The following is a 23,271-nucleotide window of genomic DNA, read 5'->3' on the forward strand; positions in this document are numbered from 1 at the left end:
GTTTGGCGGAATTGGCAGACGCACCAGATTTAGGATCTGGCGCTTTACGGCGTGGGGGTTCAAGTCCCTTAACCCGCATAATAGAATAATAATGAGCCGGCTTAGCTCAGTTGGTAGAGCATCTGATTTGTAATCAGAGGGTCGCGTGTTCAAGTCATGTAGCCGGCATTTTTTTATATAAAGAAAGCAATGCGAACGTAGTTCAGTGGTAGAACACCACCTTGCCAAGGTGGGGGTCGCGGGTTCGAATCCCGTCGTTCGCTTGAGGAGGCCGGGGTGGCGGAACTGGCAGACGCACAGGACTTAAAATCCTGCGATTGGTAACGATCGTACCGGTTCGATTCCGGTCCTCGGCATAGACAAAGGTTGAAAGAAGCACCCTTAGCTCAACTGGATAGAGTACCTGACTACGAATCAGGCGGTTAGAGGTTCGACTCCTCTAGGGTGCATGGTCGGAAGGCTATGTAATAATTGAATAGGAATGAGCACCCTTAGCTCAACTGGATAGAGTACCTGACTACGAATCAGGCGGTTAGAGGTTCGACTCCTCTAGGGTGCATAAAGCGGTAGCTTTAGATCGGGAAGTAGCTCAGCTTGGTAGAGTACTTGGTTTGGGACCAAGGTGTCGCAGGTTCGAATCCTGTCTTCCCGATAGTGTATCGAAAAAGTCTAATGGTTGACATTAGACTTTTTTTGTAGTTATTTTTTTATTAATTTATAAGAAAAAAGAGCTTTCGCTCTTTTCAACTTTATTTATTTCGCAGTTCAACATAACGGTTATACCAAATTTTGATATATTCCTCAGAAAAAGGACCTTTGCTTTGGTTTATCCAATCTACTAGAACCTTAACATTTTTCTTTAAAATAAAGTCGATGTCATCTGAATAGTGCATTTTTTCTTTGTGCTGCTCGTATTCTTCAACATCTAACAATTTTTTTTCACCATTGGTAAAGACCTTGACATCGAGATCATAGTCGATATATTTTAAGGCTTCTTGGTCAATGTGAAAAGGACTTGCTAGGTTACAGTAGTAAGACACACCATTGTCACGGATCATGGCGATGATGTTAAACCAATATTTTTTATGGAAATAAACGATCGCTGGTTCACGCGTGATCCAACGTCTACCATCACTTTCAGTAACAAGTGTATGATCATTTACTCCAATAATTGCATTTTCGGTTATCTTTAATACCATGGTGTCACGCCATGTACGGTGTAAACTGCCATCATGTTTATAACTTTGAATTGTAATAAAGTCGCCTTCTTTAGGTAGTTTCATAACTTACCAACTTTCTACAATCTAAGTATATCCTCTATATTGTATCATATTTTTTCAAATTTTTTCTTATTTTTCTATTTAATTTTCAATTTGGTTTATGAATCTAAAAATTCTCTAATGGCTGATGTTATATCACTATAATCGTAGCCTTTTCTGGCCAGTACTTGGGTTAAACGTTGTTTTAGGTCATAGCCTTCATATTTTTTACTGTATTTACGGTATTGTTTTTCTAACTCTTTTAGAATGAGCTCATTTGTTGTTTCTTCATCTGCTTCTAGTTCGAGATTTTGGAATGCTGTCTTTGCTTGGTTGTAAGCAAAACCTTTTGAAATGAGTGCTTGGATGATTTTCGTTTCAATGGCTTTTAACGGATATTTTCCTTGGTATTTTTTTAGGAGTTTTATTGCGGTACGGTCGATCACTTCTGAAAAATCATAGTCTGCAAGAATTTCTTGAAGGGTAGATTTTGAGATTCCTTTTTGTTGAATTTTTTGTTGTAATAAGGCAGGGCCCTTATCGCCACTGAGAAGGTTGGCCTCTATCAGGTTTCTTGCATATTGACGATCATCTAACCACTTGTCTTCTTTTAGCTGTTGGACCACTTTATCAATAATGCCACTATCAATCTCATATTTTGTCAGGTAGTCTCGGACTTCTTTTGTTGTTCGAGCTTTAAAAGAAAGATGGTAAAGGGCCAGGTTTTTACCATAGGAGTATTGAGCAAACTCTTGGATTTCTTTTAGTTCCTCTTCACTGATTTCTTTCTCTTTGGAAAGGAAATATTTGACGATGGTGTCTTCTGTAATATAAAGTTTTTGATCATTGTCTAATTCCAGGAGGTAGAGTCTTTTTTTCTTTTCTAGTTTTGTAATTTTCATGTTTTTATTATACCGAAAAATGTGTTAAGATAGGGATATGAACGTTAAAGTAAAACAAAAAATTCCTTTGAAAATTAAACGAATGGGAATTAACGGAGAAGGGATTGGCTTTTATAAAAAAACACTTGTCTTTGTGCCAGGTGCCTTGAAGGGAGAAGATATCTTCTGCCAAATTACAAGTGTCAAGAAAAATTTTGCGGAAGCCAAACTCCTATCTGTGAATAAGGCATCTAAGTTTCGTGTGACGCCCATGTGTGATATCTATGAGACCTGTGGTGGCTGCCAAATCATGCATTTGAAGTATGACAAGCAGCTGGAATTTAAAACAGATTTATTGCAACAGGCCTTGAAGAAGTTCTCACCTGAAGGATTTGAACAGTATGATATTCGGCCGACAATTGGAATGCAGGAGCCTCTTTACTATCGGGCAAAATTGCAATTTCAAACAAGGAAATTCAAGGGCCAGGTGAAGGCGGGACTCTATGCTCAAAATTCACATTATTTGGTGGAATTAAAAGATTGTTTGGTTCAAGATCCGGTTATTCAAGCTATCGCCAACGATCTAGCGGATTTATTGACATATTATCAGATTCCGATTGCTGATGAGCGTAAAGAACTGGGTGTCAGAACCATGATGGTTCGACGGGCTCGGAAGTCTGGTCAGGTTCAGATCATTGTGGTCACCAGTCGTCAGATTAACGTAAACAATTTGGTGCAAGACTTGGTCACGAAACACCCTGAGATTGTCACAGTTGCCGTTAATAAAAATACGTCTCGTTCCAGTGAGATCTATGGGGAACAAACGCAGATTATTTGGGGAGAAGAGGCCATTTTGGAAGGTGTTTTGGATTATGAATTCTCCCTGTCTCCTCGAGCCTTTTACCAGTTGAATCCGGAACAAACTGAAGTATTGTATAGTGAGGCTGTCAAGGCTCTAGATGTTTCTCCAGAGGATCACCTGATTGATGCCTACTGTGGGGTTGGAACGATTGGGTTTGCTTTTGCTAATAGAGTGAAAAGTGTTCGGGGGATGGATATTATTCCTGAAGCGATTGAAGATGCCAAATACAATGCTAAACGGATGGGATTTGAGAATACCCACTATGAGGCTGGTACAGCAGAAGAGATCATTCCTCGCTGGTACCAAGAAGGCTATCGGGCCAATGCTGTGATCGTGGATCCACCTCGTACGGGCTTGGGGACAAAATTAATCGAGACCTTGTTGCACTATGCACCTGAAAAGATGGTCTATGTCTCTTGTAATGTCTCTACTTTGGCACGGGATCTAGTGGCTTTGACGAAGGTTTATCAGGTTGAATACATTCAATCAGTGGATATGTTTCCCCATACAGCACGGACGGAAGCAGTTGTGAAGTTAGTGAAGAAGTGAAAGTAGAAGAATGGATATTTGGGAAAAACTTTATCTTGAGGCTAAAGCTCTCTATGCGCCTCAAGAGGTTTCAGATTTTGTCTATGCTCGACATGTGGTTGCTGCTGTTGAGGCTGCAGATGGTCAGATTTTTACGGGCTTTTGTATGGAAGGAACCTGCGGTGTCTTTCATTTATGTGCCGAAAGAGCAGCTCTCTTCAACATGTATCAACAATCAGGACAGACTAAGGTCAAGCGTATTATTGCTTTTCGAGACAAGCCTCCTTATGGAGAAGGTTCCGGGATGCCTTGTGGAGCCTGTCGTGAATTTCTCCTTGAGCTAAATGCAGAGAATCGTCATCTAGAATTTATGGTGGATTATGAAAGTCGTAAGATCATTACTTTAGGTGAACTGATGCCTCTTTGGTGGGGCGAAGAACGGGCTCGTCAAAGAGAAAATAAAGGGAATGAGTAGAGGAAATAAATAAATGGACAATGTTATTGATGTATCGATTCCAGTGGCTCAAGTCATTGATCAACATCCGGAAGTATTGGACTTGTTGGTGGAGTTGGGCTTTAAACCTTTAGCCAACCCCATCATGCGTAATACAGTTGGGCGCAAGGTTTCCTTGAAACAAGGATCAAATTTAGAAGGTACCCCCATGGAGAAGATTGTACAAACGCTAGAAGCTAATGGCTATGAAGTAGTGGGGCTAGACCAATGAGTGATGAACGAATTCATGTCTTGAGAGATATCTTATTAGACCTGCATCATGGAGCATCTCCTGAGTCGGTCCAAGAGCGCTTTGATGCGACCTTTGCAGGGGTTTCTGCGATTGAGATCTCTCTCATGGAGCATGAACTGATGAACTCCGATGCAGGGGTTACTTTTGAAGATGTTATGGAGCTTTGTGATGTCCATGCCAATCTCTTTAAGAATGCGGTTCAAGGGGTCGAAGTAGCAGATACTGACCACCCAGGGCATCCTGTTCAAATCTTTAAACAGGAGAACTTAGCCCTTCGAGCCGCTATGATGCGGGTACGTCGCTTGCTAGACAATTATGAGACGACTGAGGATCCTGAGATGATTCAGGAGATTCATAAGGGCTTGTTACGTCAGCTGGGCTTGGTGGGTCAATTTGACCGGCATTACCGTCGTAAGGAAGAGTTGATGTTTCCGATTATGGAAAAATATGGTCATGATTCCCCACCAAAAGTGATGTGGGGAGTAGATGACCAGATTCGGGAACTCTTTGCTAAAACTTTGGATGCGGCAAAGAAATTACCGGATTCTAGTATTTCTGAAGTCAAGGAACGCTTTGAAGCCTTTGCACAAGAGTTTGAGGGCATGATCTTCAAGGAAGAGTCGATCCTCTTGATGATTTTGCTGGAGTCCTTTACCCAGGATGACTGGCTCTCCATTGCAGAAGAAAGTGATGCTTATGGTTATGCCATTATTCTCTCAAGTGAGAAATGGGTGCCGAAACGTGTGGACTTCAAGGAAGAAGGAGCAAGAGAGTCAGAGAGTTCAACTGAACCGCTTCCTTCTTCAAAAGGAGATGAGCACCGTCAGGTCATTGAGACTCCTGAGGGACAATTGACGATTACCTTCACGCCTAAGAAAAAAGAAGAGAGCTTCGATCGCAAGCAGCCACAAGCTTTTGGTCATGGATTTTTATCGGTGGAGCAAGCGAATTTAATCTTGAACCAGTTACCAATGGAGATCACCTTTGTCAATAAGGATGAAATTTTCCAATATTACAATGATGCTGCGCCTTTTGAGGAAATGATTTTTAAGAGGACGCCATCGCAGGTAGGACGCAATGTTGAGCTGTGTCACCCACCGAAATATTTGGAGAAGGTCAAAGCGATTATGCAGGGGCTTCGTGAAGGGAAAAAAGACAAGTATGAAATGTGGTTCAAATCAGAATCGCGTGGGAAATTTGTCCATGTCACCTATGCAGCAGTGCGTGATGAAGCGGGAGACTTTCAAGGCGTCTTGGAATATGTTCAGGACATTCAACCTTATCGGGAGATCGATACGGATTTTTATAGAGGAATGGAATAAAGATGAGTTACGAAACAGAGTTTATGAAGGAGTTTGAGGAGTGGATCAAGACCCAAGTTATGATCAATGAAATGGCTCTCGAAGAAAGTAAAAAGGTTTTTGATGAAGACCAGGACGAACGAGCTAAAATAGCCATGATTCGCTATGAAAGCCGTTTAGATGCTTATCAGTTCTTGCAAGGAAAGTTTGAAAATTTCCATGCTGGAAAAGGATTTCATGATTTACCAGATGGCCTCTTTGGTGAAAGAAAATATTAAAAACACCATATTGAAGGCGTTTAACTAGCTAGATTTACCTGAAAATTGAGCAATGACTTGATTTTTTAGGGGATTGTGATACAATAAAAAAGTTGAAATGACATCAACGGATTTTTGAATGGAATGATAGTGATGAAACCTTGTTGCCTTAGGAATTGATCACTGAATTTAGGAGGAAAAATGGCAAAGAAGAACGTAAACCGTGCGAAACAATACAAACATCAAAATAGACATCTTTTGAAAAAAGCTGTCGCAACTGTAACTGCAGCTGTGAAAGAAGCACCTAAAAAGGTTGAGAAAGCTACAAAAGCAGTGGCGAAAGAAGTGAAACATGCGGCTTCTTCAGTGGAAGAATTTGCTGCAAGTTTGGAAGGTGTAGCACTTGATCGTGCGCAAACATTCTATGATGAAGGTATTCGCTCTGTTGCGGACTTCGCAAACTGGACAGAAAAAGAGTTGTTGGCCCTTAAAGGAATCGGCCCAGCTACAACCAAGAAATTGAAAGAACTAGGCGTTAAATTTAAATAATCGCTTTTATGATTTCTTGCTATTTCCAGGAAAACTTGCTAAAATGAACCTATTAGAGGTGTTTTGAATCCCACATTTTACAGAAAGTGGCGGTGCTGAGAAGTCCACAAATGTGTCAAAACTAGTTGCTAATGGATGAAAATGAAATAAACAAAGTTGCGGGCATTGCCCGAAATTGGGTGGTACCGCGGATCAACACATTCGTCCCTGTCAGATTAATGACAGGGACGATTTTTCTTTTATCCCGCTAGCTGAAGGAGCTTGTCATGAAACAATCTTTTAACACCAGCAAACTCTACTACGGTTTTCCGATTTTCATCTTGGGGTATCAGGACCAGAACTTTGGGTACAATATCACAACCTGCAGTTCCTCTTATAGCTTGGGAGATTGGCTGGTCATCGGTGTTGGTGCTGAGGAAAATTCGGCTGACCAGATTAAGCATTACCAACAGTTCACTGTGAACATCCCTGACGAAAACCTCATGCTCCATATGGAACAGGCTGGCTTTATCAGCCATCGGGAGAAATTGAAACTCCTGGGGCTTGACTACGAGATTTCTGAACGGACCCAGGCTCCTATTTTAGAGGCTTGTCCAGTCGTTTTGGATTGCCAGGTGGATCGGATTATCGAGGAAGATGGCATCTGTCATATTTTTGCCAAGATTCTCAAGCGACTGGCTGATCCAGAGCTCTTAGATGACAAGGGGCATTTTAAAAATGACCATTTTGCACCGACTTACTTTATGGGGGACGGTCATCAGCGCGTTTATCGTTATCTGGACGACCGAGTCGACCCTATGGGAAGCTTTATGAAGAAAGCGAGGAAGAAGAATGACAAGAGCTGAGTTGCCAGATAAAATCGAAACGGAGCGTCTGGTTTTACGAGTCCGAACAGTGGCGGATGCTGAGGATATCCATGCTTACGCTAGTCTCCCAGAGGTTTCTTACCCAGCAGGCTTTCCACCCGTTAAGACCTTGGAAGATGAGATTTATTATCTAGAGCATATCCTTCCCGAGCGCAATGAAAAGGACAATCTCCCAGCAGGCTATGGAATTGTGGTCAAAGGAACCAATAAAATCATTGGCTCTGTTGACTTCAACCATCGCCACGAAGACGATGTGCTGGAGATTGGCTATACCTTGCACCCAGACTATTGGGGCCGAGGTTATGTTCCTGAAGCGGCGCGTGCTTTGATTGATCTAGCTTTTGAAGAATTGGGACTTCACAAGATAGAATTGTCTTGCTTTGGCTACAATGTCCAAAGTCGACGAGTCGCTGAGAAACTTGGTTTTACCCTCGAAGCTCGCATAAGAGACCGCAAAGATGCTCAAGGCAACCGCTGTGATGATTTGAGATATGGCTTGCTGAAGAGTGAGTGGGGGGTAAACTGTTAGTTGAACTGTTCGATAATTTCGAACAGTTTGGTGAGAATTAGACTTATAATCTGGACACTATCACATCTGCAGGTTATCTGGTGAGATCTAACAAAGCAATTCTGTATTGTACCTGAGTGTCCAATCCTTTGAAGAAGCTTATCATCAAAGAATATTTTGAATGATTATAGGTTTAAACAAGGAGATGTTCTGTAGTCTGGATTGCTTTTGTGAACTTTTAGTGTGAATTCAATCTATATGTGCAAGTGAGTAACATATTACTTTTTATTGCAATGAGTAGCAAAAGTGTTGCTCTCTTTCTATCTTTAAAGTAATATGAAATTTTAGAAGAAAAAGGAAAGATTTATAAGGAACAGAAAGATGAAAAAGCCATTTAGGGATTTAAAAAGTTTAACAGAATTCAGATAATTGTGTCTGAATTTGATATCTTGGTGGCTAAAGTCACAGAAGGGTATAGCTATACTTAGGATAGTTAAGATGTTTTCTGTAATAAAGATGATAAAGAGGGAAGTGAAATGGATAAACTAGAAAGTTTATTGAATTCAAAGGGAGTAACTTATTCAAAGCGTTGGAAACCCAATTTAGTGAATCAGTATAAGAATGTAATTTCTTCAGGATATTTACAAAATTTAGCAGATGAGGTTAGAAGTAATATTTCTTATAGTTTACAGTATCTAGAATTTTTACAATTACAATTAAATGAATTAAACCTTCATAGTATGATTGAAAAAATGATTTATAAGAATTATATCATCATTTCTATATCTGTTATTGAAGCTATTCTTGAGGAAATGATAAAATTTAATGGACTACAAACACAGGTCCACTTTACAATTGTTGGAAAAGAAATAGACTCAAATGAATTTTTAGATGAGCATGGGATTAGAAAAAAAGTTAGAACTCAAATTTTGCAAGCCGTTGAAAAACCTATTGATGTTCAAATGAAATTAGATGATTTACTAAAAAAGGTGAAATCTAGAAATAATAAGAAAAATAAACCTAAGATATTAAATTTTGATCGTGAAGAATTACGTGCTTTAAACGAATTTAGAAGACTGAGAAATAAAGTTCATCTTTCTAATATTGAAGACGGAAAAACAAATTGGCATGAATTTTCAATGAAAGAATATGTAACAATTAAGTTTTTACTCCATAGTATTTTAACTGATCAGAATTTAGAAAATACAAATCAACAAAAATATATTAATTTTCTAATTCTAAATGATGAAGAAAGAAAATTATTAAATATATAAACTAGAAAGGACACACACATGTCTAAAGAACTTTCACCTAAATACAATCCAGCCGAGGTTGAGGCTGGTCGTTACCAAAAATGGCTTGACGAAGATGTTTTCAAGCCTTCAGGCGATAAAAAGGCTAAGCCTTATTCAATCGTTATTCCACCACCAAACGTAACTGGTAAACTTCACCTTGGTCACGCTTGGGATACAACTTTGCAAGATATCATCATCCGTCAAAAACGTATGCAAGGTTTCGATACGCTTTGGCTTCCAGGTATGGACCATGCTGGGATTGCCACTCAAGCTAAAGTAGAAGCGCGTTTAGCTGAGGACGGCATCTCTCGTTATGACCTGGGTCGTGAAAAATTCCTTGATAAAGTCTGGGAATGGAAAGACGAGTATGCGACGACTATCAAGCAACAATGGGGTAAGATGGGGCTCTCTGTAGACTACTCTCGTGAGCGTTTTACCCTTGATGAAGGGTTGTCAAAAGCGGTTCGTAAGGTCTTTGTAGAGCTTTACAAAAAAGGTTGGATTTACCGTGGTGAATTTATCATCAACTGGGATCCAAAAGCCCGTACAGCCCTTTCTGATATCGAGGTGATTCACAAGGATGTCGAAGGTGCCTTCTACCACATGAACTACATGTTGGAAGACGGTTCACGTGCCCTTGAAGTAGCAACAACACGTCCTGAGACTATGTTTGGGGATACTGCCGTAGCGGTTAACCCAAATGATGACCGTTATAAAGACTTGATTGGTAAAAATGTTATCTTGCCAATCTTGAACAAGCCAATCCCAATCGTTGGTGATGAACACGCAGACCCTGAATTTGGTACTGGTGTGGTTAAAATCACTCCTGCCCATGACCCTAATGACTTCTTGGTTGGACAACGTCATAACTTGCCACAAGTCAACGTTATGAACGATGATGGTACTATGAATGAATTGGCTGGCGAATTCAACGGCATGGACCGCTTTGAAGCTCGTAAGGCTGTTATCAAGAAGTTAGAAGAAATTGGTGCCCTTGTTAAGATTGAGAAGATGACCCACTCAGTTGGTCACTCAGAGCGTACAGGGGTTATGGTTGAGCCACGCTTGTCTACACAATGGTTCGTTAAGATGGATCAATTGGCGAAAAATGCTATTGCTAACCAAGATACAGAGGACAAGGTAGAATTCTACCCACCTCGTTTCAACGATACCTTCCTTCAATGGATGGAAAATGTCCACGACTGGGTAATCTCTCGTCAGCTCTGGTGGGGTCATCAAATCCCTGCTTGGTACAATGCTAAGGGTGAAATGTATGTTGGTGAAGAAGCTCCAGAAGGTGACGGATGGAAACAAGACGAAGATGTCTTAGATACTTGGTTTAGTTCTGCCCTTTGGCCATTCTCAACTATGGGCTGGCCGGATGTCGACTCAGAAGACTTCAAACGTTACTTCCCAACGTCAACCTTGGTAACAGGTTACGATATCATCTTCTTCTGGGTGTCTCGTATGATCTTCCAATCATTGGAATTCACTGGTCGTCAGCCATTCCAAAATGTCCTTATCCACGGTCTCATTCGTGATGAGCAAGGGCGTAAGATGTCTAAGTCACTCGGTAACGGTATTGACCCAATGGATGTCATCGAGAAATATGGTGCTGATGCCCTTCGTTGGTTCCTTTCAAACGGTTCTGCACCGGGTCAAGACGTGCGTTTCTCTTACGAGAAAATGGATGCGTCTTGGAACTTCATTAACAAGATTTGGAACATCTCACGTTATATCCTCATGAACAATGAAGGGTTGACCTTGGATGTGGCTCGTGAAAATGTGGCTAAAGTGGCTGCTGGTCAAGCAGGTAACGTGACAGACCGCTGGATTCTCCACAACCTCAATGAAACGATCGGTAAGGTCACTGAAAACTTTGATAAGTTTGAATTCGGTGTCGCTGGTCACATCCTCTACAACTTCATCTGGGATGAGTTTGCGGACTGGTATGTTGAGTTGACTAAGGAAGTGCTTTATAGCGACAATGAGGACGAAAAAGTCATCACTCGTTCTGTCCTTCTATACACCTTGGATCAAATCTTGCGTCTCCTTCATCCAATCATGCCATTTGTGACTGAAGAAATCTATGGCCAAATCTCTGAAGGAACGATCGTGACTGCGGAATACCCAGTGGTTCGTCCAGAGTTTGAAAACGAAGAAGCAGCAGCCGGCGTTGAAGCTCTTAAAGATGTGATTCGCTCTGTTCGTAACTCACGTGCAGAAGTGAACGTAGCGCCAAGCAAGCCAATCACTATCTTGATTAAGACAAGCGACAGCAAGCTCAATGCCTTCTTCAATGACAACGTTAACTACATCAAACGCTTCACAAATCCAGAACACTTGGAAATTGCAGCAGATGTCGAAGTACCTGACTTGGTTATGTCCAGCATCATCACAGGGGCAGAAATCTACTTGCCACTTGCTGACCTTCTCAATGTCGAAGAAGAATTGGCTCGTCTTGAAAAAGAATTAGCCAAATGGCAAAAAGAACTGGATATGGTCGGTAAGAAGCTCTCTAACGAACGCTTCGTAGCCAATGCCAAACCAGAAGTCGTCCAAAAAGAACGCGACAAACAAGCCGACTACCAAGCGAAGTACGATGCGACCGTAGCACGGATTGATGAGATGAAGAAGTTGGTTAAATAAACACAGAAACACGGCGGGATGCCGTGTTTTTTTGTATGATTCTGTAAGAGAAAAAGTTTAAGTAACCTATTTTTAGACCATTTTCCAGAAATAATCGATGATATAGGTCAGGCCGTAGGTGTAGATGACGAGGGTGATGGGTTTGCAGAGGATGATGATGGTCATGTAGCGTTTGAAGGTCATATTGGTCAGACCTGCCAGCATACAGATGAAGTCGGCGGGACTAACCGGCCAGATCATCATGAAGATAAAGAAGCGATCGAACCGCTTGCCTTCATTGAGCCAGCCAATGTACTTGTCGTAGGTTTTCTGACTGACCATGGATTGGACAAACTTAGGTCCGTACATTCTGGCTAGGTGGAAGATAATGGCACAGCCAATGACGATCCCGATGTAATTGTAAATGGTCCCGATAATATGACCATAGATGAAGACACCTGCTACAGATGTCAGGGCGCCGGGAATAATAGGGACCACTGTCTGAAGGATCTGAAGAAAGATAAAGAGAGGTGGTCCAAAAATACCTGCTTGCAAAATAAAGGCAGACAGAGTTTCCTTGGATTGAAGGATGCCAGCAAAGTAGGCCCAGATACAAAAGGCCAAGGTCCCAAGAGCTCCAATGATGGACGACCAATTAATGATGCGCTGGAGAAGAGGAGAGACCTCTTTTAAGCTTGTTTGTTTCATAAAAAATTCCGAGTTCTTTTTCTTCTACTATACCATGTTTTTGGAACTTTGTAAGGATTTTGTCTATTTTTTGAGTAGTGAAAGCGACCTGATCGGAGTCTGTCGCTGTTTTAGTCGTGAAGCGGGTGCAAAATGGGCCTTTTTATGCTACAATGAAAGGAGTATAAAAAATGGAGAAAAACGTGTCAATCGAAAATTACAAACCAGATTTTGCGGTGGAAGCAGCCTATGATCTCACCGTTACAGACTTGAAAAAAAAAGGTATTAAGGCGGTCCTTGTGGATTTGGATAATACCTTGATTGCTTGGAATAATCCGGATGGAACTCCTGAGATGCGCCAGTGGTTGCATGACCTTCGTGATGGAGGGATTCGGGTTATCGTGGTATCTAATAATAGTCCCAAACGGGTCAAGCGCGCTGTTGAGAAATTTGATATTGACTATGAAGCCTGGTCGCTCAAGCCCTTTACCTTTGGGATTGATCGTGCCCTCAAACGTTTCCACTATGAGAAAAAAGAAGTGGTCATGGTCGGGGATCAACTGATGACCGATATTCGGGCTGCCCATCGTGCAGGCATTCGTTCGATTTTGGTCAAGCCTTTGGTCGAGCATGACTCGATCAAGACGCAGATCAACCGGGCGCGTGAACGCCGTGTTATGAAGCAAATGGCCGAAAAATATGGTCCGATTGTATATAAAAAAGGAATTTAAGAATGGAAGAATTATTCTGTATTGGCTGTGGAGCCCCCATTCAGACAGAAAACAAAGAGGGATTAGGTTATACTCCCCAATCAGCTCTTGAAAAGGGCTTGGAAACAGGCGAAGTCTATTGCCAACGCTGTTTCCGTCTGCGTCACTATAATGAAATCACAGATGTGCATCTGACAGATGATGATTTCCTAAAGCTCCTTCACGAAGTAGGGGATAGTGACGCACTCGTGGTCAATGTAGTGGATATTTTTGACTTTAATGGATCCGTTATCCCTGGCCTGCCACGCTTTGTAGCAGGGAACGATGTCCTCTTGGTTGGAAACAAAAAAGACATCTTGCCCAAGTCTGTCAAGGATAGCAAGGTGACCCATTGGTTAATGGAGCGGGCCCACGAAGAAGGCATGCGTCCTGTCGATGTGGTCCTCACCTCTGCTCAAAACAAGAGTGCTATCAAGGACTTGATGGAAAAGATCGAGCAGTACCGTAAGGGCCGTGACGTCTATGTGGTGGGTGTGACCAACGTTGGGAAATCGACCCTTATCAATGCGATCATCCAAGAAATCACTGGGGACAAGGATATCATCACGACCTCTCGCTTCCCAGGGACGACACTGGACAAGATCGAAATCCCACTGGACGATGGATCCTACATCTACGATACACCGGGGATTATCCATCGCCACCAGATGGCTCACTACTTGACGGCGAAAAACCTCAAGTATGTCAGCCCTAAAAAGGAAATCAAGCCCAAGACTTATCAGCTCAATCCAGAGCAAACCCTCTTCTTGGGTGGTCTGGGACGCTTTGACTTTATCAAGGGAGAAAAACAAGGTTTTACCGCCTTCTTTGACAACGAACTCAAGCTTCACCGAACCAAGCTAGAAGGAGCGACCGCCTTTTATGACAAGCATGTCGGTGGCTTACTAACACCTCCTAACAGCAAGGAAAAAGAAGAATTCCCACCATTGGTTTCTCATGAATTTACCATCAAGGACAAGACAGACCTGGTCATCTCAGGACTCGGATGGATCCGCGTCAATGGAGAAGCCAAAGTAGCCGTCTGGGCACCAGAAGGCGTCGCCGTCGTTACCCGCAAAGCTATCATTTAAAAATTTGAAAGGAAATAGTTTCTTTGTAGACTGGGCGAGTGCAACGAGCCTAGAAAGGATACTTTTCGCTGTGGTGAAAGCCTAAGTAGATATTTTACTACTTAGTCGCGGAAAATTTGAGACTTTAGGCTCAAATTTAAGTCATGGAACTCCGCTAGGAGGTCGCTGACGACCGCCACCACATCAGAAAAGTATCAAAAAAGAAACAATGAAAAAAATATGACATTAACATCCAAACAACGGGCTTTCCTCAATAGCCAAGCCCACAGCCTCAAACCCATTATCCAAATCGGGAAAAACGGGCTCAATGACCAAATCAAAACCAGTGTGCGCCAAGCGCTAGATGCGCGTGAACTCATCAAGGTGACCCTTCTTCAAAATACGGATGAGAATATCCATGAAGTAGCAGAAATCTTGGAAGAGGAAATCGGTGTGGAAACGGTCCAAAAGATTGGTCGGATTCTCATCTTGTTCAAACAATCAAGCAAAAAAGAAAATCGTAAAATTTCAGCGAAGGTAAAAGAAATTTAAGACATCGAGGAGAGCAAACCTATGGCAATTGAACTATTGACTCCCTTTACCAAGGTAGAGTTAGAGCCAGAGATCAAAGACAAGAAACGCAAACAAGTTGGTATTTTGGGTGGAAATTTCAATCCGGTCCACAATGCCCATTTGGTCGTTGCGGATCAAGTGCGCCAACAATTAGGGTTAGATAAGGTGCTCTTGATGCCTGAGTATGAGCCACCGCATGTCGATGCCAAGGGGACGATTGCAGAGCACCATCGCCTTAAGATGCTGGAATTAGCTATTGAAGGGATTGAAGGTCTGGAGATCGAGACGATTGAACTCGAGCGGAAAGGGATTTCCTATACCTACGACACCATGCTCTTGCTCAATGAACGGGATCCAGACACAGATTATTACTTCATCATTGGTGCAGATATGGTGGATTATTTACCAAAATGGCACCGCATCGATGAATTGGTGGAGATTGTACAATTTGTCGGGGTACAGCGACCACGCTATAAGGCAGGGACTTCTTATCCGGTGATCTGGGTGGATGTTCCTCTCATGGACATCTCCTCTAGTATGGTGCGTGATTTTGTGGCCAAAGGCCGGACGCCGAATTTTATGTTGCCAAAACCAGTCTTGGACTATATCAAGAAAGAAGGATTGTATCAATGACCTATGAAAACTATCTAGGCTTTTCTCGTGAGGTCTTGCTTGAAAAAATGCGTCAAATCCTGCCAGAAAAGCGGCTAACCCACTGTTTAGGGGTTGAGAAGGCTGCGCGTGACTTGGCCAAACGCTATGGGGCTGACGAAGAGCAGGCTGGCCTAGCAGGTTTGTTACATGACTACGCCAAGAAACTATCAGATCAGGAATTTCTGGACTTGATTGATCGCTATGAGCTGGATCCAGCATTAAAAAACTGGGGCAACAATGTCTGGCATGGGATGGTCGGGATTTACAAGATCCAAGAAGACCTCGGACTGACAGATCCAGCCATTCTTCGCAGTATTGAGATTCACACCGTGGGGAGTGGACAGATGTCGACCTTAGACAAGATTGTCTATGTGGCTGATTACATTGAGCACAACCGGACCTTTCCAGGGGTAGATCAAGCACGTGATATCGCCCAAGTCTCTTTGGATCGTGCCGTGGCCTATGAGACGGCTCGCACGGTCGAACACCTAGCCCACCAAGGATTGCCCATTTATCCCCAAACCCTTGAAACCTATAACGCCTTTGTGAAGTATTTGAAAGAGGAGCAGTGAGTGAAGACAGCTTTTATCATTATTGATGTACAAAATATCTTAGTGGAAACAGGTTTTGAGACAGGAAAGCTCTTAGAGAAGATCGCTTATTTGCAAGATCAGGCTAGAAAACAGCAGGTTGAAATCATCTATATACAGCATATTGAAACGCCAGAGGCTTTAACTTCGGAAGATTGGCAATTATCGCCCCTGTTGAAAAGACAGGAGAATGAAAAGGTATTTCAGAAGCGATACAATAGCATATTTAAAGAGACAGGATTAAAAGAATACTTGGATCAACAAGGGATTGAACAACTGGTCCTGTGTGGTATGCAGACAGAATATTGTGTCGATACATCCGTCAAAGTGGGGTTTGAATACGGCTACAAGCTGGTCATTCCAGAAGGAGCTGTCACAACCTTTGATGGAGAGGATATTCCGGCAGAAACGCTTAATGAATTTTATGAAAATATTTGGGCAGAACGTTTTGCGGATGTCTTAGATTACAAATCAATTTTTTAAGGAAAGAGGATTACATGAAAGAAAAAGAACTACTTGAACTAGTTGTCAAAGCAGCAGATGAAAAGCGTGCAGAGGACATTGTAGCTTTGGATGTTCAAAGCTTAACCAGTGTGACAGATTACTTTGTCATTGCAAGCTCTATGAATAGCCGTCAATTGGAGGCTATCGCTGAAAATATTCGCGAGAAGGTCGTTGAAGCTGGTGGGAATGCTAGCCACGTCGAAGGTGACTCAACTGGAGGTTGGGTCCTTCTTGACTTAGGTAGTGTGGTGGTCCATGTCTTCTCAGAAGAAATGCATGCCCACTATAACCTAGAAAAGCTATGGCACGAAGCAAGTGCTGTCGATCTTTCGGCAGTCCTAGCATAAGCAGGTAAACTCAGTTGGTAGCAACTGAGTTTTGTTGGTTAAATTGAAATTCTATGGAAAGAAAGGATTTGAACCCGTCCTGTACTCCTCGGGAAATAGATAGGACTATGTCAAATTGTTAACTTTAAAATTTATTGTTTGACGCAGTAGCTGATTGGACTCTTCATTCGCTTTTTAAGCTCGGAAGAGTACCTAATCAGCCTTGCGGGGGTGAGACAACGAACGAATTTTTTTGAAAACTCGTTCTGTCTCACTCCCCTAATTTTCTATCGGATTACGGGCGGACTTGGTATCATGAATATGGCGACTTATGAAACGTTTGCGGCGGTCTACGATGCGGTCATGGATGATAGTCTGTATGACTTGTGGACGGATTTTTCCCTCCGGCATCTTCCTAAAAGCAAGGAGCGGAAAAAATTACTGGAATTGGCTTGTGGGACAGGGATCCAGTCTGTCCGCTTTTCCCAAGCTGGTTTTGATGTGACAGGATTAGACCTGAGTGCGGACATGCTGAAAATTGCTGAAAAAAGAGCTGCTTCAGCCAAGCAAAAGATTGATTTTATCGAGGGCAATATGCTGGACCTTTCGCAAGCAGGCACTTATGATTTCGTGACCTGCTACTCGGATTCTATCTGCTATATGCAAGACGAGGTAGAAGTAGGGGATGTCTTCAGAGAAGTATACAATGCCCTTAATGAAGATGGTGTTTTTATCTTTGATGTCCATTCGACCTATCAGACAGATGAGGTCTTCCCAGGATATTCTTACCACGAAAACGCAGAAGATTTTGCCATGCTCTGGGATACCTATGAGGATGCGGCCCCTCACTCGATCGTCCATGAGCTGACCTTCTTTGTTCAAGAAGAGGATGGCTCCTTTAGTCGGCACGATGAAGTTCATGAGGAACGCACCTATGAAGTTTTAACATATGACATCTTATTGGAGCAGGCTGGCTTTAAATCTTTCAAATTGTATGCGGACTTTGAAGACAAGGAGCCAACAAAGACCAGCAAACGATGGTTTTTTGTAGCACAGAAGTAGGAAAACATGACAGTTACAGGTATTATTGCAGAATTTAATCCCTTTCACAATGGTCACAAGTACCTGTTGAAACAGGCAGAAGGGCTGAAGATTGTGGCCATGTCTGGGAATTTTGTTCAACGTGGCGAGCCTGCCATTGTTGACAAGTGGACACGTGCGCAGATGGCTCTGGAAAATGGAGCGGATCTAGTGGTCGAGCTCCCCTTTCTCGTGGCTGTTCAGTCGGCTGATCATTTTGCCAAGGGAGCGGTAGAAATCTTGTCCCGTCTAGGAATCGACCAATTGACCTTTGGGACAGAAGAAGTCTTAGATTACCAAGCGATTGCGACAGTCTACTCGGAGAATGAGGCGGAAATGGAAGCTTTCCTGCGAAGTCTTCCAGACGATTTATCCTATCCACAAAAGACCCAAAAAATGTGGGAAACCTTTGCTGGAGTGGAGTTCACAGGGGATACTCCCAATCATATCTTGGGGTTAGCCTATGCCAAGGCTTGTGCTGGGAAGGGGATTGCGCTCAAGCCTATCCAACGGCAAGGTGCAGGCTACCATTCAGAAGAAAAAGAGGTGGCCTATGCTTCTGCGACTAGTCTACGCCTACACAAGGAAGATCAGGACTTTGTCGCTAGATTCATGCCCAATAGCCAACTCTTTCAGTCGGCTCCACAGGTATCTTGGGAGAATTATGACCAACTGCTCCTTTATCAAATCCTAACCCATTCGGATTTGACACAGATTTTTCAGGTCAATGAAGAACTGGCCAATCGGATAAAGGATGCGGTTCGGAGTGCTAGCTCTGTGGAAGACCTGGTGGAGAAAGTCGCAACCAAGCGCTATACCAAGGCGCGTGTGCGCCGCATCTTGACCTATATCTTGGTAGGGGCGATGGATCAAGCTCTTCCTGATGCCATTCATGTCTTAGGATTTTCCGCAAAGGGACAAGCCCACCTCAAAGGCTTGAAAAAATCAGTAGAAATCGTGACTCGAATCGGTAAGGAACCTTGGGATGCTTTGACCCAACAAGCGGATCAGGTGTATCAGCTAGGCCATCCCCAATTGCGAGATCAGATCTGGGGTCGGGTGCCAGTGAGGGTGGAAGAATAAAATGTCTCACGGAAATCTCCTTTTCCCCAAAAATAAAGGTGTTTTTGTCACATAAGGTAAGAAGTTTATGATGCACGGAAACAATGTTTATCTACTGTCTAAAAATTCCTTTTAGACAGTAGATTTTTTTTTACCAAATTTAGAAATTTTTTACGAATAATTAATTGGAGAAGGGAAAACTTGTACAAGTTCCTGACAAGTTTTTCTTTTTCATGTATAATAATAGAAAAGAGGTAGAATGAGGTATGGCAATGGAAGCAGTCGTTTATTCAACATTCCGCAATCATTTGAAGGATTATATGAAGAAGGTGAATGATGAGTTTGAGCCTTTAACGGTCGTGAATAAGAATCCAGACGAAGATATTGTGGTCATCTCTAAGAGCGAGTGGGACAGCCTACAAGAAACCCTGAGACTAGCTCAGAACAAGGAATTGTCAGATAAGGTCTTGCGGGGCATGGCAGAAGTCCGAGCTGGTCAGGTTCAACTCCATGAGATTGAGGGGTAACAGATGTTACTCAAGTTTACAGAAGATGCCTGGAAGGATTATTGTTACTGGCAAAGTCAGGACAAAAAAACACTGAAGCGAATCAATACCCTTATCAAAGAGATCCAAAGGGACCCATTTGCAGGGATTGGTAAGCCTGAGCCTTTGAAATATGACTTTCAAGGAGCATGGTCAAGACGGATTGATGCAGAGAATCGCCTGATTTATATGCTAGATGAGTCAGGTGTCGCTTTTCTGTCATTTAAAGATCATTACTAGGTCTTTGTACTTAAAGATCTTGTATAATCGTTTTACTTAAAATATTATTTGAGCCCGCTTTATAAGTGGGCTTTTATGGTATAATAAAAGCGAATGTTAATATAAAAACAGGGGAAGCAAATGTCTAATTTTAAAGAAAAACTACCATTATTTCAATCGAACGACGTTCAGATTTCAAATGTGGTCAATGCAGTTTGGTCGATAGCAAATACCTTACGTGGGGCTTATCGTGCGGATAAGTATCGAGATGTCATCATTCCGATGTTTGTCTTGACTCGTCTAGAAGCTGCCTTATTGCCAACCAAAGACGAAGTAGTGGCCCTTTATCAGTCAAATCCCAATACACCAGAGAAAGTTCTTGAGAACAAATCTGGCTACAAATACTATAATACCAGTCCTTTCACACTTGAAAACCTCCAAAATGATCCCAATGCGATCGAAGAAAATTTTATTGCCTATCTAGATGGCTATTCGCATCGTGTGAAGGATATTATTGAAAATCTGAAGTTTAAAGAACAAGTCCACACGCTTGCAAAGTCTGGGCGTCTTTTTACTGTCATCAAAAAGTTCTCTCAGATCGACTTATCGCCAAGTTCGGTGGACTCTATGGTGATGGGCTATATGTTTGAGGATATTATCCGTCGCTTTTCTGAAAATGAGGAAGCTGGATCGCACTATACACCTCGTGAAGTTATTGCTCTAATGGTCAATCTGCTCTTGATCGAAGCCGATGAAGAATTATTTGTCGATAAAAAAGAGTTGAAAATCTTAGATATGGCAGCTGGAACAGGTGGTATGCTAGCGACAGCCAAAAGTTACATCCGTCAACTAGATACAGGAGCGACTGTCCGTCTTTTTGGTCAGGAAATTTTAGATGAGACTTTTGGGATTGGTCGAGCGGATATGTTGATTCGTCAGGAAGATTCGGATTATTTTGTGAAGGCGGACACCCTAAAAGATCCCGATCCATTCCCAGACACGAAGATGAGTTTTGTTATTGCCAATCCTCCCTTTGGTCAATCTTGGGGCGGGAAAGATGCGGACGATGGCGTCGAAGAAGCTGTTAAGGCAGATCATAATCTCTTTGTGACTACAGAAGGTCGACAAGGACGTTTTGTAGCGACTCCGGGAACTGGCGATGCCCAGCTGCTTTTCCATCTTCATGGTTTAGCTAAACTAGAGGAAAATGGACGAGCTGCTATCATTTCAAACGGTTCCCCTCTCTTTTCTGGAGGTACTTCATCTGGGGAAAGTCAGATCCGTCGTTACATCCTTGAGAATGACTTGTTGGAAGCTATTATTGCCCTTCCAGGACAGTTTTTCTACAATACAGGGATTGGGATTTATATCTGGATTTACAATAAAAACAAATCTCCTGAGCGTCAAAACAGGGTCCAGTTCATCGATGCGACGGAAGAGTTTGTTCCTTTGCGTAAATCTCTGGGACAAAAACGTCGTGAGTTGTCTCAAGACAATATCCGCCAGATCCTCAAATGGTATGATGATTTTAAAGAAAATGACCATGTGAAGATCTTTGATAAGAATGAGTTTCTATACCGAGAATATACAGTCATGCAACCTCTGCAACGTCGTGGCTGGATTACTGAAGAAACCATTGAGAAGGCCAAAAGCGTTCCTTTCCTAGCTAAACTATTCGACGAATACCAGTATCAAGAATTACTAGAGATGGAACCACGATCAGCCAAAGATGAGAAGAAATTACAAGACTTCGAAGCTGGAAAAGCCAAACAAGAAGCTGTCTTAGATGCTCTTGGTGAAGGAATCACGGATGACAGTTATCCTAACTTTGAAAGCTTTGTCCAAGTCATTAAGGACTTATTGGGGGATATCAAGGTAACGCCTGCAAATATCAATGCTTTAGCCCTAGCTATGAGTGAAATGGACAAGACAGCAGAAGTCATCCGCACTAAGAAGAAAGACAAGCCAAATGAGATTGCTGGAGGGATTGTCTATGATAAGACAACCAAGGACAGTGAAATCGTCAAGCTGACAGAGGACGTTGAAGACTATTTTGCGCGTGAGGTCTATCCCCATGTACCTGACGCCCATTACTGGTTTGATGAGGAGAAGGGCTATGGAGCCGAGATTCCTTTTACCCGCTATTTCTATCAATACCAAGAACCAGAAAGTGCAGACAAGCTCTTGGCAGAATTTTATGACTTGGAAGCAGAACTACAGACTCTCTTGGAGGAACTAAAACATGACTAGGATGAAAGAGAGTGGTATCGACTGGATTGGACAGATTCCGGAAGAGTGGGAGAGTGGGAAAGTTAAGTATTTTTCAAAAATATCTGCAGGTGCGACTCCCGATAGAAATAATTTGTTGTTTTGGAACGGGGATATAAATTGGATGTCATCTGGTGAAGTTAATCAAGAAATTGTAAAATATACTGCTGAAACTATAACAAATTTAGCATTGAAGAACTCTTCGACAAAACTGTTGCCCATTGGTACGGTAATGCTTGCTATGAATGGGCAAGGAAAAACAAAAGGTACTGTAGCAATTTTAGCTATTGAGACGGCATCAAATCAATCATTAGCGTCATTTATAGTCGATGGAAACAGGCTAAATAATCAGTATTTATATTACTTTTTTAAAGCTGGATACTCTTATATAAGAGGGTTAAAAGGCGAGGATAGGGATGGACTAAACTTACAGTTAGTTTCAAATATTACTGTTCCTTTATTTGATATCAAAGAACAACAAAAAATTGCTGATTTTCTAGACAAGAAAACCACCCAGTTAGATAAAGCTAAAGCACTACTGGAGGAGCAAATTCAAAAGCTCAAAGACTACCGCTCTAGCTTGATTTATGAGACCGTCACAAAAGGACTGGATAAAACAGTCCCAATGAAAGATTCAGGAATCGACTGGATTGGACAGGTTCCTGAAGGATGGGGAGTGAAAGCTATCAAATATATCTTTGATGAAATTGGTAGTGGTTCTACGCCTAAAAGCGATAATGAAATATTCTATGATGGTGATATAAATTGGATTCAATCTGGAGATTTATATCAAACTGATACAGTGACGAGTGTAAGTAAAACTATTAGTTATCAAGGTTTTAGATCTACTTCGGCATTAAAAATATATCAACCACCTTTTGTTGCTTTAGCAATGTATGGTGCTTCAGTTGGCAATGTGGCTGTGAGTTATATTGATGCTTGTGTTAATCAGGCAGTTGTCGTAATGTCGGGATCCTCTGAAAAAGTTGGTTTTGGGAAATATGCCATAGAAGCAAGTAAAAGTAATTTAATTTTTTCTGCACAAGGTGGAACTCAACCAAACATCAGTCAAAATTTAATTAAAAATTGGAGTATTCCTCAGCCTAAAAGTGAAGAACAAGACCAAATTGTTGATTTTCTTGATAATGAAACAAGCAGAATTGATGAACTAATTAAAATCAAGTTCAAGCAAATTGAAAATATTAATAAACAACGACAAACGCTTATTTATGATTATGTAACAGGGAAGAGGAGAGTATAATAA

26 protein-coding genes and 6 tRNA genes are annotated in these 23,271 nt (G+C 42.0%); 29 read left to right on the top strand and 3 right to left on the bottom strand.

Annotated features, from left to right (window positions below):
* Nucleotides 1-95: 95 nt before the first annotated feature.
* The 6 genes from O3602_RS02700 to O3602_RS02725 all read left to right on the top strand — a co-directional run bounded on the left by O3602_RS02700 (nucleotide 96) and on the right by O3602_RS02725 (nucleotide 652).
* Nucleotides 96-168: transfer RNA gene (locus tag O3602_RS02700), tRNA-Thr, on the top strand.
* 23 nt (nucleotides 169-191) lie between these two features.
* Nucleotides 192-263: transfer RNA gene (locus O3602_RS02705), tRNA-Gly, on the top strand.
* Nucleotides 264-270: 7 nt separating this feature from the next.
* Nucleotides 271-356 (top strand) — tRNA-Leu (locus O3602_RS02710).
* A 19-nt stretch (nucleotides 357-375) separates the two neighbouring features.
* A tRNA-Arg gene (locus tag O3602_RS02715) sits at nucleotides 376-449 on the top strand.
* A gap of 36 nt (nucleotides 450-485) precedes the next feature.
* A tRNA-Arg gene (locus tag O3602_RS02720) sits at nucleotides 486-559 on the top strand.
* Nucleotides 560-578: 19 nt separating this feature from the next.
* Nucleotides 579-652, top strand: a tRNA-Pro gene (locus O3602_RS02725).
* Nucleotides 653-749: 97 nt separating this feature from the next.
* Here the strand turns inward: O3602_RS02725 and O3602_RS02730 are convergent.
* Nucleotides 750-1,283 (bottom strand): DUF402 domain-containing protein, encoded by a 534-nt coding sequence (locus tag O3602_RS02730; RefSeq protein WP_371611101.1) that lies wholly within the window; start codon nucleotides 1,281-1,283, stop codon nucleotides 750-752.
* A 95-nt stretch (nucleotides 1,284-1,378) separates the two neighbouring features.
* A complete protein-coding gene (gene recX, locus O3602_RS02735; protein WP_371611102.1) occupies nucleotides 1,379-2,161 on the bottom strand; it encodes a recombination regulator RecX in 783 nt (260 codons plus the stop codon).
* A 37-nt stretch (nucleotides 2,162-2,198) separates the two neighbouring features.
* Between recX and rlmD the strand changes: the two genes are divergently transcribed.
* The 10 genes from rlmD (at nucleotide 2,199) to O3602_RS02785 (ending at nucleotide 11,701) form a co-directional block, all read left to right on the top strand.
* Nucleotides 2,199-3,551 carry a 23S rRNA (uracil(1939)-C(5))-methyltransferase RlmD gene (rlmD, locus tag O3602_RS02740; protein WP_003011951.1) on the top strand — a complete coding sequence of 451 codons (1,353 nt, stop codon included), beginning with the start codon at nucleotides 2,199-2,201 and terminating at the stop codon, nucleotides 3,549-3,551.
* A 10-nt stretch (nucleotides 3,552-3,561) separates the two neighbouring features.
* Nucleotides 3,562-4,005, top strand: coding sequence for a cytidine deaminase (locus O3602_RS02745; protein WP_270298987.1), 444 nt, complete (start codon nucleotides 3,562-3,564; stop codon nucleotides 4,003-4,005).
* A 13-nt stretch (nucleotides 4,006-4,018) separates the two neighbouring features.
* A complete protein-coding gene (locus O3602_RS02750; RefSeq protein ID WP_049474395.1) occupies nucleotides 4,019-4,255 on the top strand; it encodes a DUF1858 domain-containing protein in 237 nt (78 codons plus the stop codon).
* Nucleotides 4,252-5,598 (top strand): DUF438 domain-containing protein, encoded by a 1,347-nt coding sequence (locus O3602_RS02755; RefSeq protein ID WP_049474396.1) that lies wholly within the window; start codon nucleotides 4,252-4,254, stop codon nucleotides 5,596-5,598. The genes O3602_RS02750 and O3602_RS02755 overlap by 4 nt, the downstream gene beginning before the upstream one ends.
* A gap of 2 nt (nucleotides 5,599-5,600) precedes the next feature.
* Nucleotides 5,601-5,855 (top strand): DUF1912 family protein, encoded by a 255-nt coding sequence (locus O3602_RS02760; protein WP_013903179.1) that lies wholly within the window; start codon nucleotides 5,601-5,603, stop codon nucleotides 5,853-5,855.
* 180 nt (nucleotides 5,856-6,035) lie between these two features.
* Nucleotides 6,036-6,383, top strand: coding sequence for a helix-hairpin-helix domain-containing protein (locus tag O3602_RS02765; RefSeq protein WP_371611103.1), 348 nt, complete (start codon nucleotides 6,036-6,038; stop codon nucleotides 6,381-6,383).
* A gap of 266 nt (nucleotides 6,384-6,649) precedes the next feature.
* The gene (locus O3602_RS02770; RefSeq protein ID WP_270298977.1) at nucleotides 6,650-7,228 is read left to right on the top strand and encodes a flavin reductase family protein; all 579 of its coding nucleotides are present in this window, start codon (nucleotides 6,650-6,652) and stop codon (nucleotides 7,226-7,228) included.
* The gene (locus O3602_RS02775) at nucleotides 7,215-7,778 is read left to right on the top strand and encodes a GNAT family N-acetyltransferase (protein ID WP_371611104.1); all 564 of its coding nucleotides are present in this window, start codon (nucleotides 7,215-7,217) and stop codon (nucleotides 7,776-7,778) included. Before O3602_RS02770 ends, O3602_RS02775 begins: the two co-directional genes overlap by 14 nt.
* 515 nt (nucleotides 7,779-8,293) lie before the next feature.
* A complete protein-coding gene (locus O3602_RS02780; protein WP_371611105.1) occupies nucleotides 8,294-9,031 on the top strand; it encodes a hypothetical protein in 738 nt (245 codons plus the stop codon).
* A gap of 18 nt (nucleotides 9,032-9,049) precedes the next feature.
* Nucleotides 9,050-11,701: a valine--tRNA ligase gene (locus O3602_RS02785; RefSeq protein WP_371611106.1), complete on the top strand. Its 2,652-nt coding sequence runs from the start codon at nucleotides 9,050-9,052 to the stop codon at nucleotides 11,699-11,701.
* Between the two features lie 72 nt (nucleotides 11,702-11,773).
* Here the strand turns inward: O3602_RS02785 and O3602_RS02790 are convergent, their stop codons facing one another.
* Nucleotides 11,774-12,388 carry a TVP38/TMEM64 family protein gene (locus O3602_RS02790; protein ID WP_009732361.1) on the bottom strand — a complete coding sequence of 205 codons (615 nt, stop codon included), beginning with the start codon at nucleotides 12,386-12,388 and terminating at the stop codon, nucleotides 11,774-11,776.
* Between the two features lie 182 nt (nucleotides 12,389-12,570).
* Between O3602_RS02790 and O3602_RS02795 the strand changes: the two genes are divergently transcribed.
* The 13 genes from O3602_RS02795 to O3602_RS02855 all read left to right on the top strand — a co-directional run bounded on the left by O3602_RS02795 (nucleotide 12,571) and on the right by O3602_RS02855 (nucleotide 23,268).
* Complete coding sequence (locus O3602_RS02795; RefSeq protein WP_371611207.1) at nucleotides 12,571-13,098, top strand: YqeG family HAD IIIA-type phosphatase; 528 nt, start codon at nucleotides 12,571-12,573, stop codon at nucleotides 13,096-13,098.
* A gap of 2 nt (nucleotides 13,099-13,100) precedes the next feature.
* Nucleotides 13,101-14,207 (top strand): ribosome biogenesis GTPase YqeH, encoded by a 1,107-nt coding sequence (yqeH, locus tag O3602_RS02800; RefSeq protein ID WP_049472983.1) that lies wholly within the window; start codon nucleotides 13,101-13,103, stop codon nucleotides 14,205-14,207.
* Nucleotides 14,208-14,426: 219 nt separating this feature from the next.
* Nucleotides 14,427-14,738 (top strand): ribosome assembly RNA-binding protein YhbY, encoded by a 312-nt coding sequence (gene yhbY, locus O3602_RS02805; protein WP_003005853.1) that lies wholly within the window; start codon nucleotides 14,427-14,429, stop codon nucleotides 14,736-14,738.
* Nucleotides 14,739-14,759: 21 nt separating this feature from the next.
* Nucleotides 14,760-15,392, top strand: coding sequence for a nicotinate-nucleotide adenylyltransferase (locus O3602_RS02810; protein ID WP_003012335.1), 633 nt, complete (start codon nucleotides 14,760-14,762; stop codon nucleotides 15,390-15,392).
* A complete protein-coding gene (yqeK, locus tag O3602_RS02815; RefSeq protein WP_049506414.1) occupies nucleotides 15,389-15,985 on the top strand; it encodes a bis(5'-nucleosyl)-tetraphosphatase (symmetrical) YqeK in 597 nt (198 codons plus the stop codon). The genes O3602_RS02810 and yqeK overlap by 4 nt, the downstream gene beginning before the upstream one ends.
* The gene (locus O3602_RS02820; RefSeq protein ID WP_342986548.1) at nucleotides 15,986-16,486 is read left to right on the top strand and encodes a cysteine hydrolase family protein; all 501 of its coding nucleotides are present in this window, start codon (nucleotides 15,986-15,988) and stop codon (nucleotides 16,484-16,486) included.
* A gap of 14 nt (nucleotides 16,487-16,500) precedes the next feature.
* Nucleotides 16,501-16,854 carry a ribosome silencing factor gene (rsfS, locus tag O3602_RS02825; RefSeq protein ID WP_371611107.1) on the top strand — a complete coding sequence of 118 codons (354 nt, stop codon included), beginning with the start codon at nucleotides 16,501-16,503 and terminating at the stop codon, nucleotides 16,852-16,854.
* Nucleotides 16,855-17,154: 300 nt separating this feature from the next.
* Entirely contained in the window at nucleotides 17,155-17,895 is a 741-nt protein-coding gene (locus O3602_RS02830) for a class I SAM-dependent methyltransferase (protein ID WP_371611208.1), read from the top strand.
* Nucleotides 17,896-17,901: 6 nt separating this feature from the next.
* Nucleotides 17,902-18,996, top strand: a complete 1,095-nt coding sequence (locus O3602_RS02835; RefSeq protein WP_371611108.1) for a nucleotidyltransferase — start codon at nucleotides 17,902-17,904, stop codon at nucleotides 18,994-18,996.
* Between the two features lie 251 nt (nucleotides 18,997-19,247).
* Nucleotides 19,248-19,502 carry a type II toxin-antitoxin system Phd/YefM family antitoxin gene (locus O3602_RS02840; RefSeq protein ID WP_003014291.1) on the top strand — a complete coding sequence of 85 codons (255 nt, stop codon included), beginning with the start codon at nucleotides 19,248-19,250 and terminating at the stop codon, nucleotides 19,500-19,502.
* A gap of 3 nt (nucleotides 19,503-19,505) precedes the next feature.
* The gene (locus O3602_RS02845; protein WP_013903192.1) at nucleotides 19,506-19,760 is read left to right on the top strand and encodes a Txe/YoeB family addiction module toxin; all 255 of its coding nucleotides are present in this window, start codon (nucleotides 19,506-19,508) and stop codon (nucleotides 19,758-19,760) included.
* Between the two features lie 120 nt (nucleotides 19,761-19,880).
* Nucleotides 19,881-21,989 (top strand): N-6 DNA methylase, encoded by a 2,109-nt coding sequence (locus O3602_RS02850; protein WP_371611109.1) that lies wholly within the window; start codon nucleotides 19,881-19,883, stop codon nucleotides 21,987-21,989.
* On the top strand, nucleotides 21,982-23,268 hold the full coding sequence (locus O3602_RS02855) for a restriction endonuclease subunit S (protein WP_371611110.1): 1,287 nt from the start codon (nucleotides 21,982-21,984) through the stop codon (nucleotides 23,266-23,268). Before O3602_RS02850 ends, O3602_RS02855 begins: the two co-directional genes overlap by 8 nt.
* Nucleotides 23,269-23,271 lie beyond the last annotated feature (3 nt).

It is taken from the genome of Streptococcus sp. 27098_8_186 (assembly GCF_041432055.1).
Lineage (GTDB): Bacteria > Bacillota > Bacilli > Lactobacillales > Streptococcaceae > Streptococcus > Streptococcus dentalis.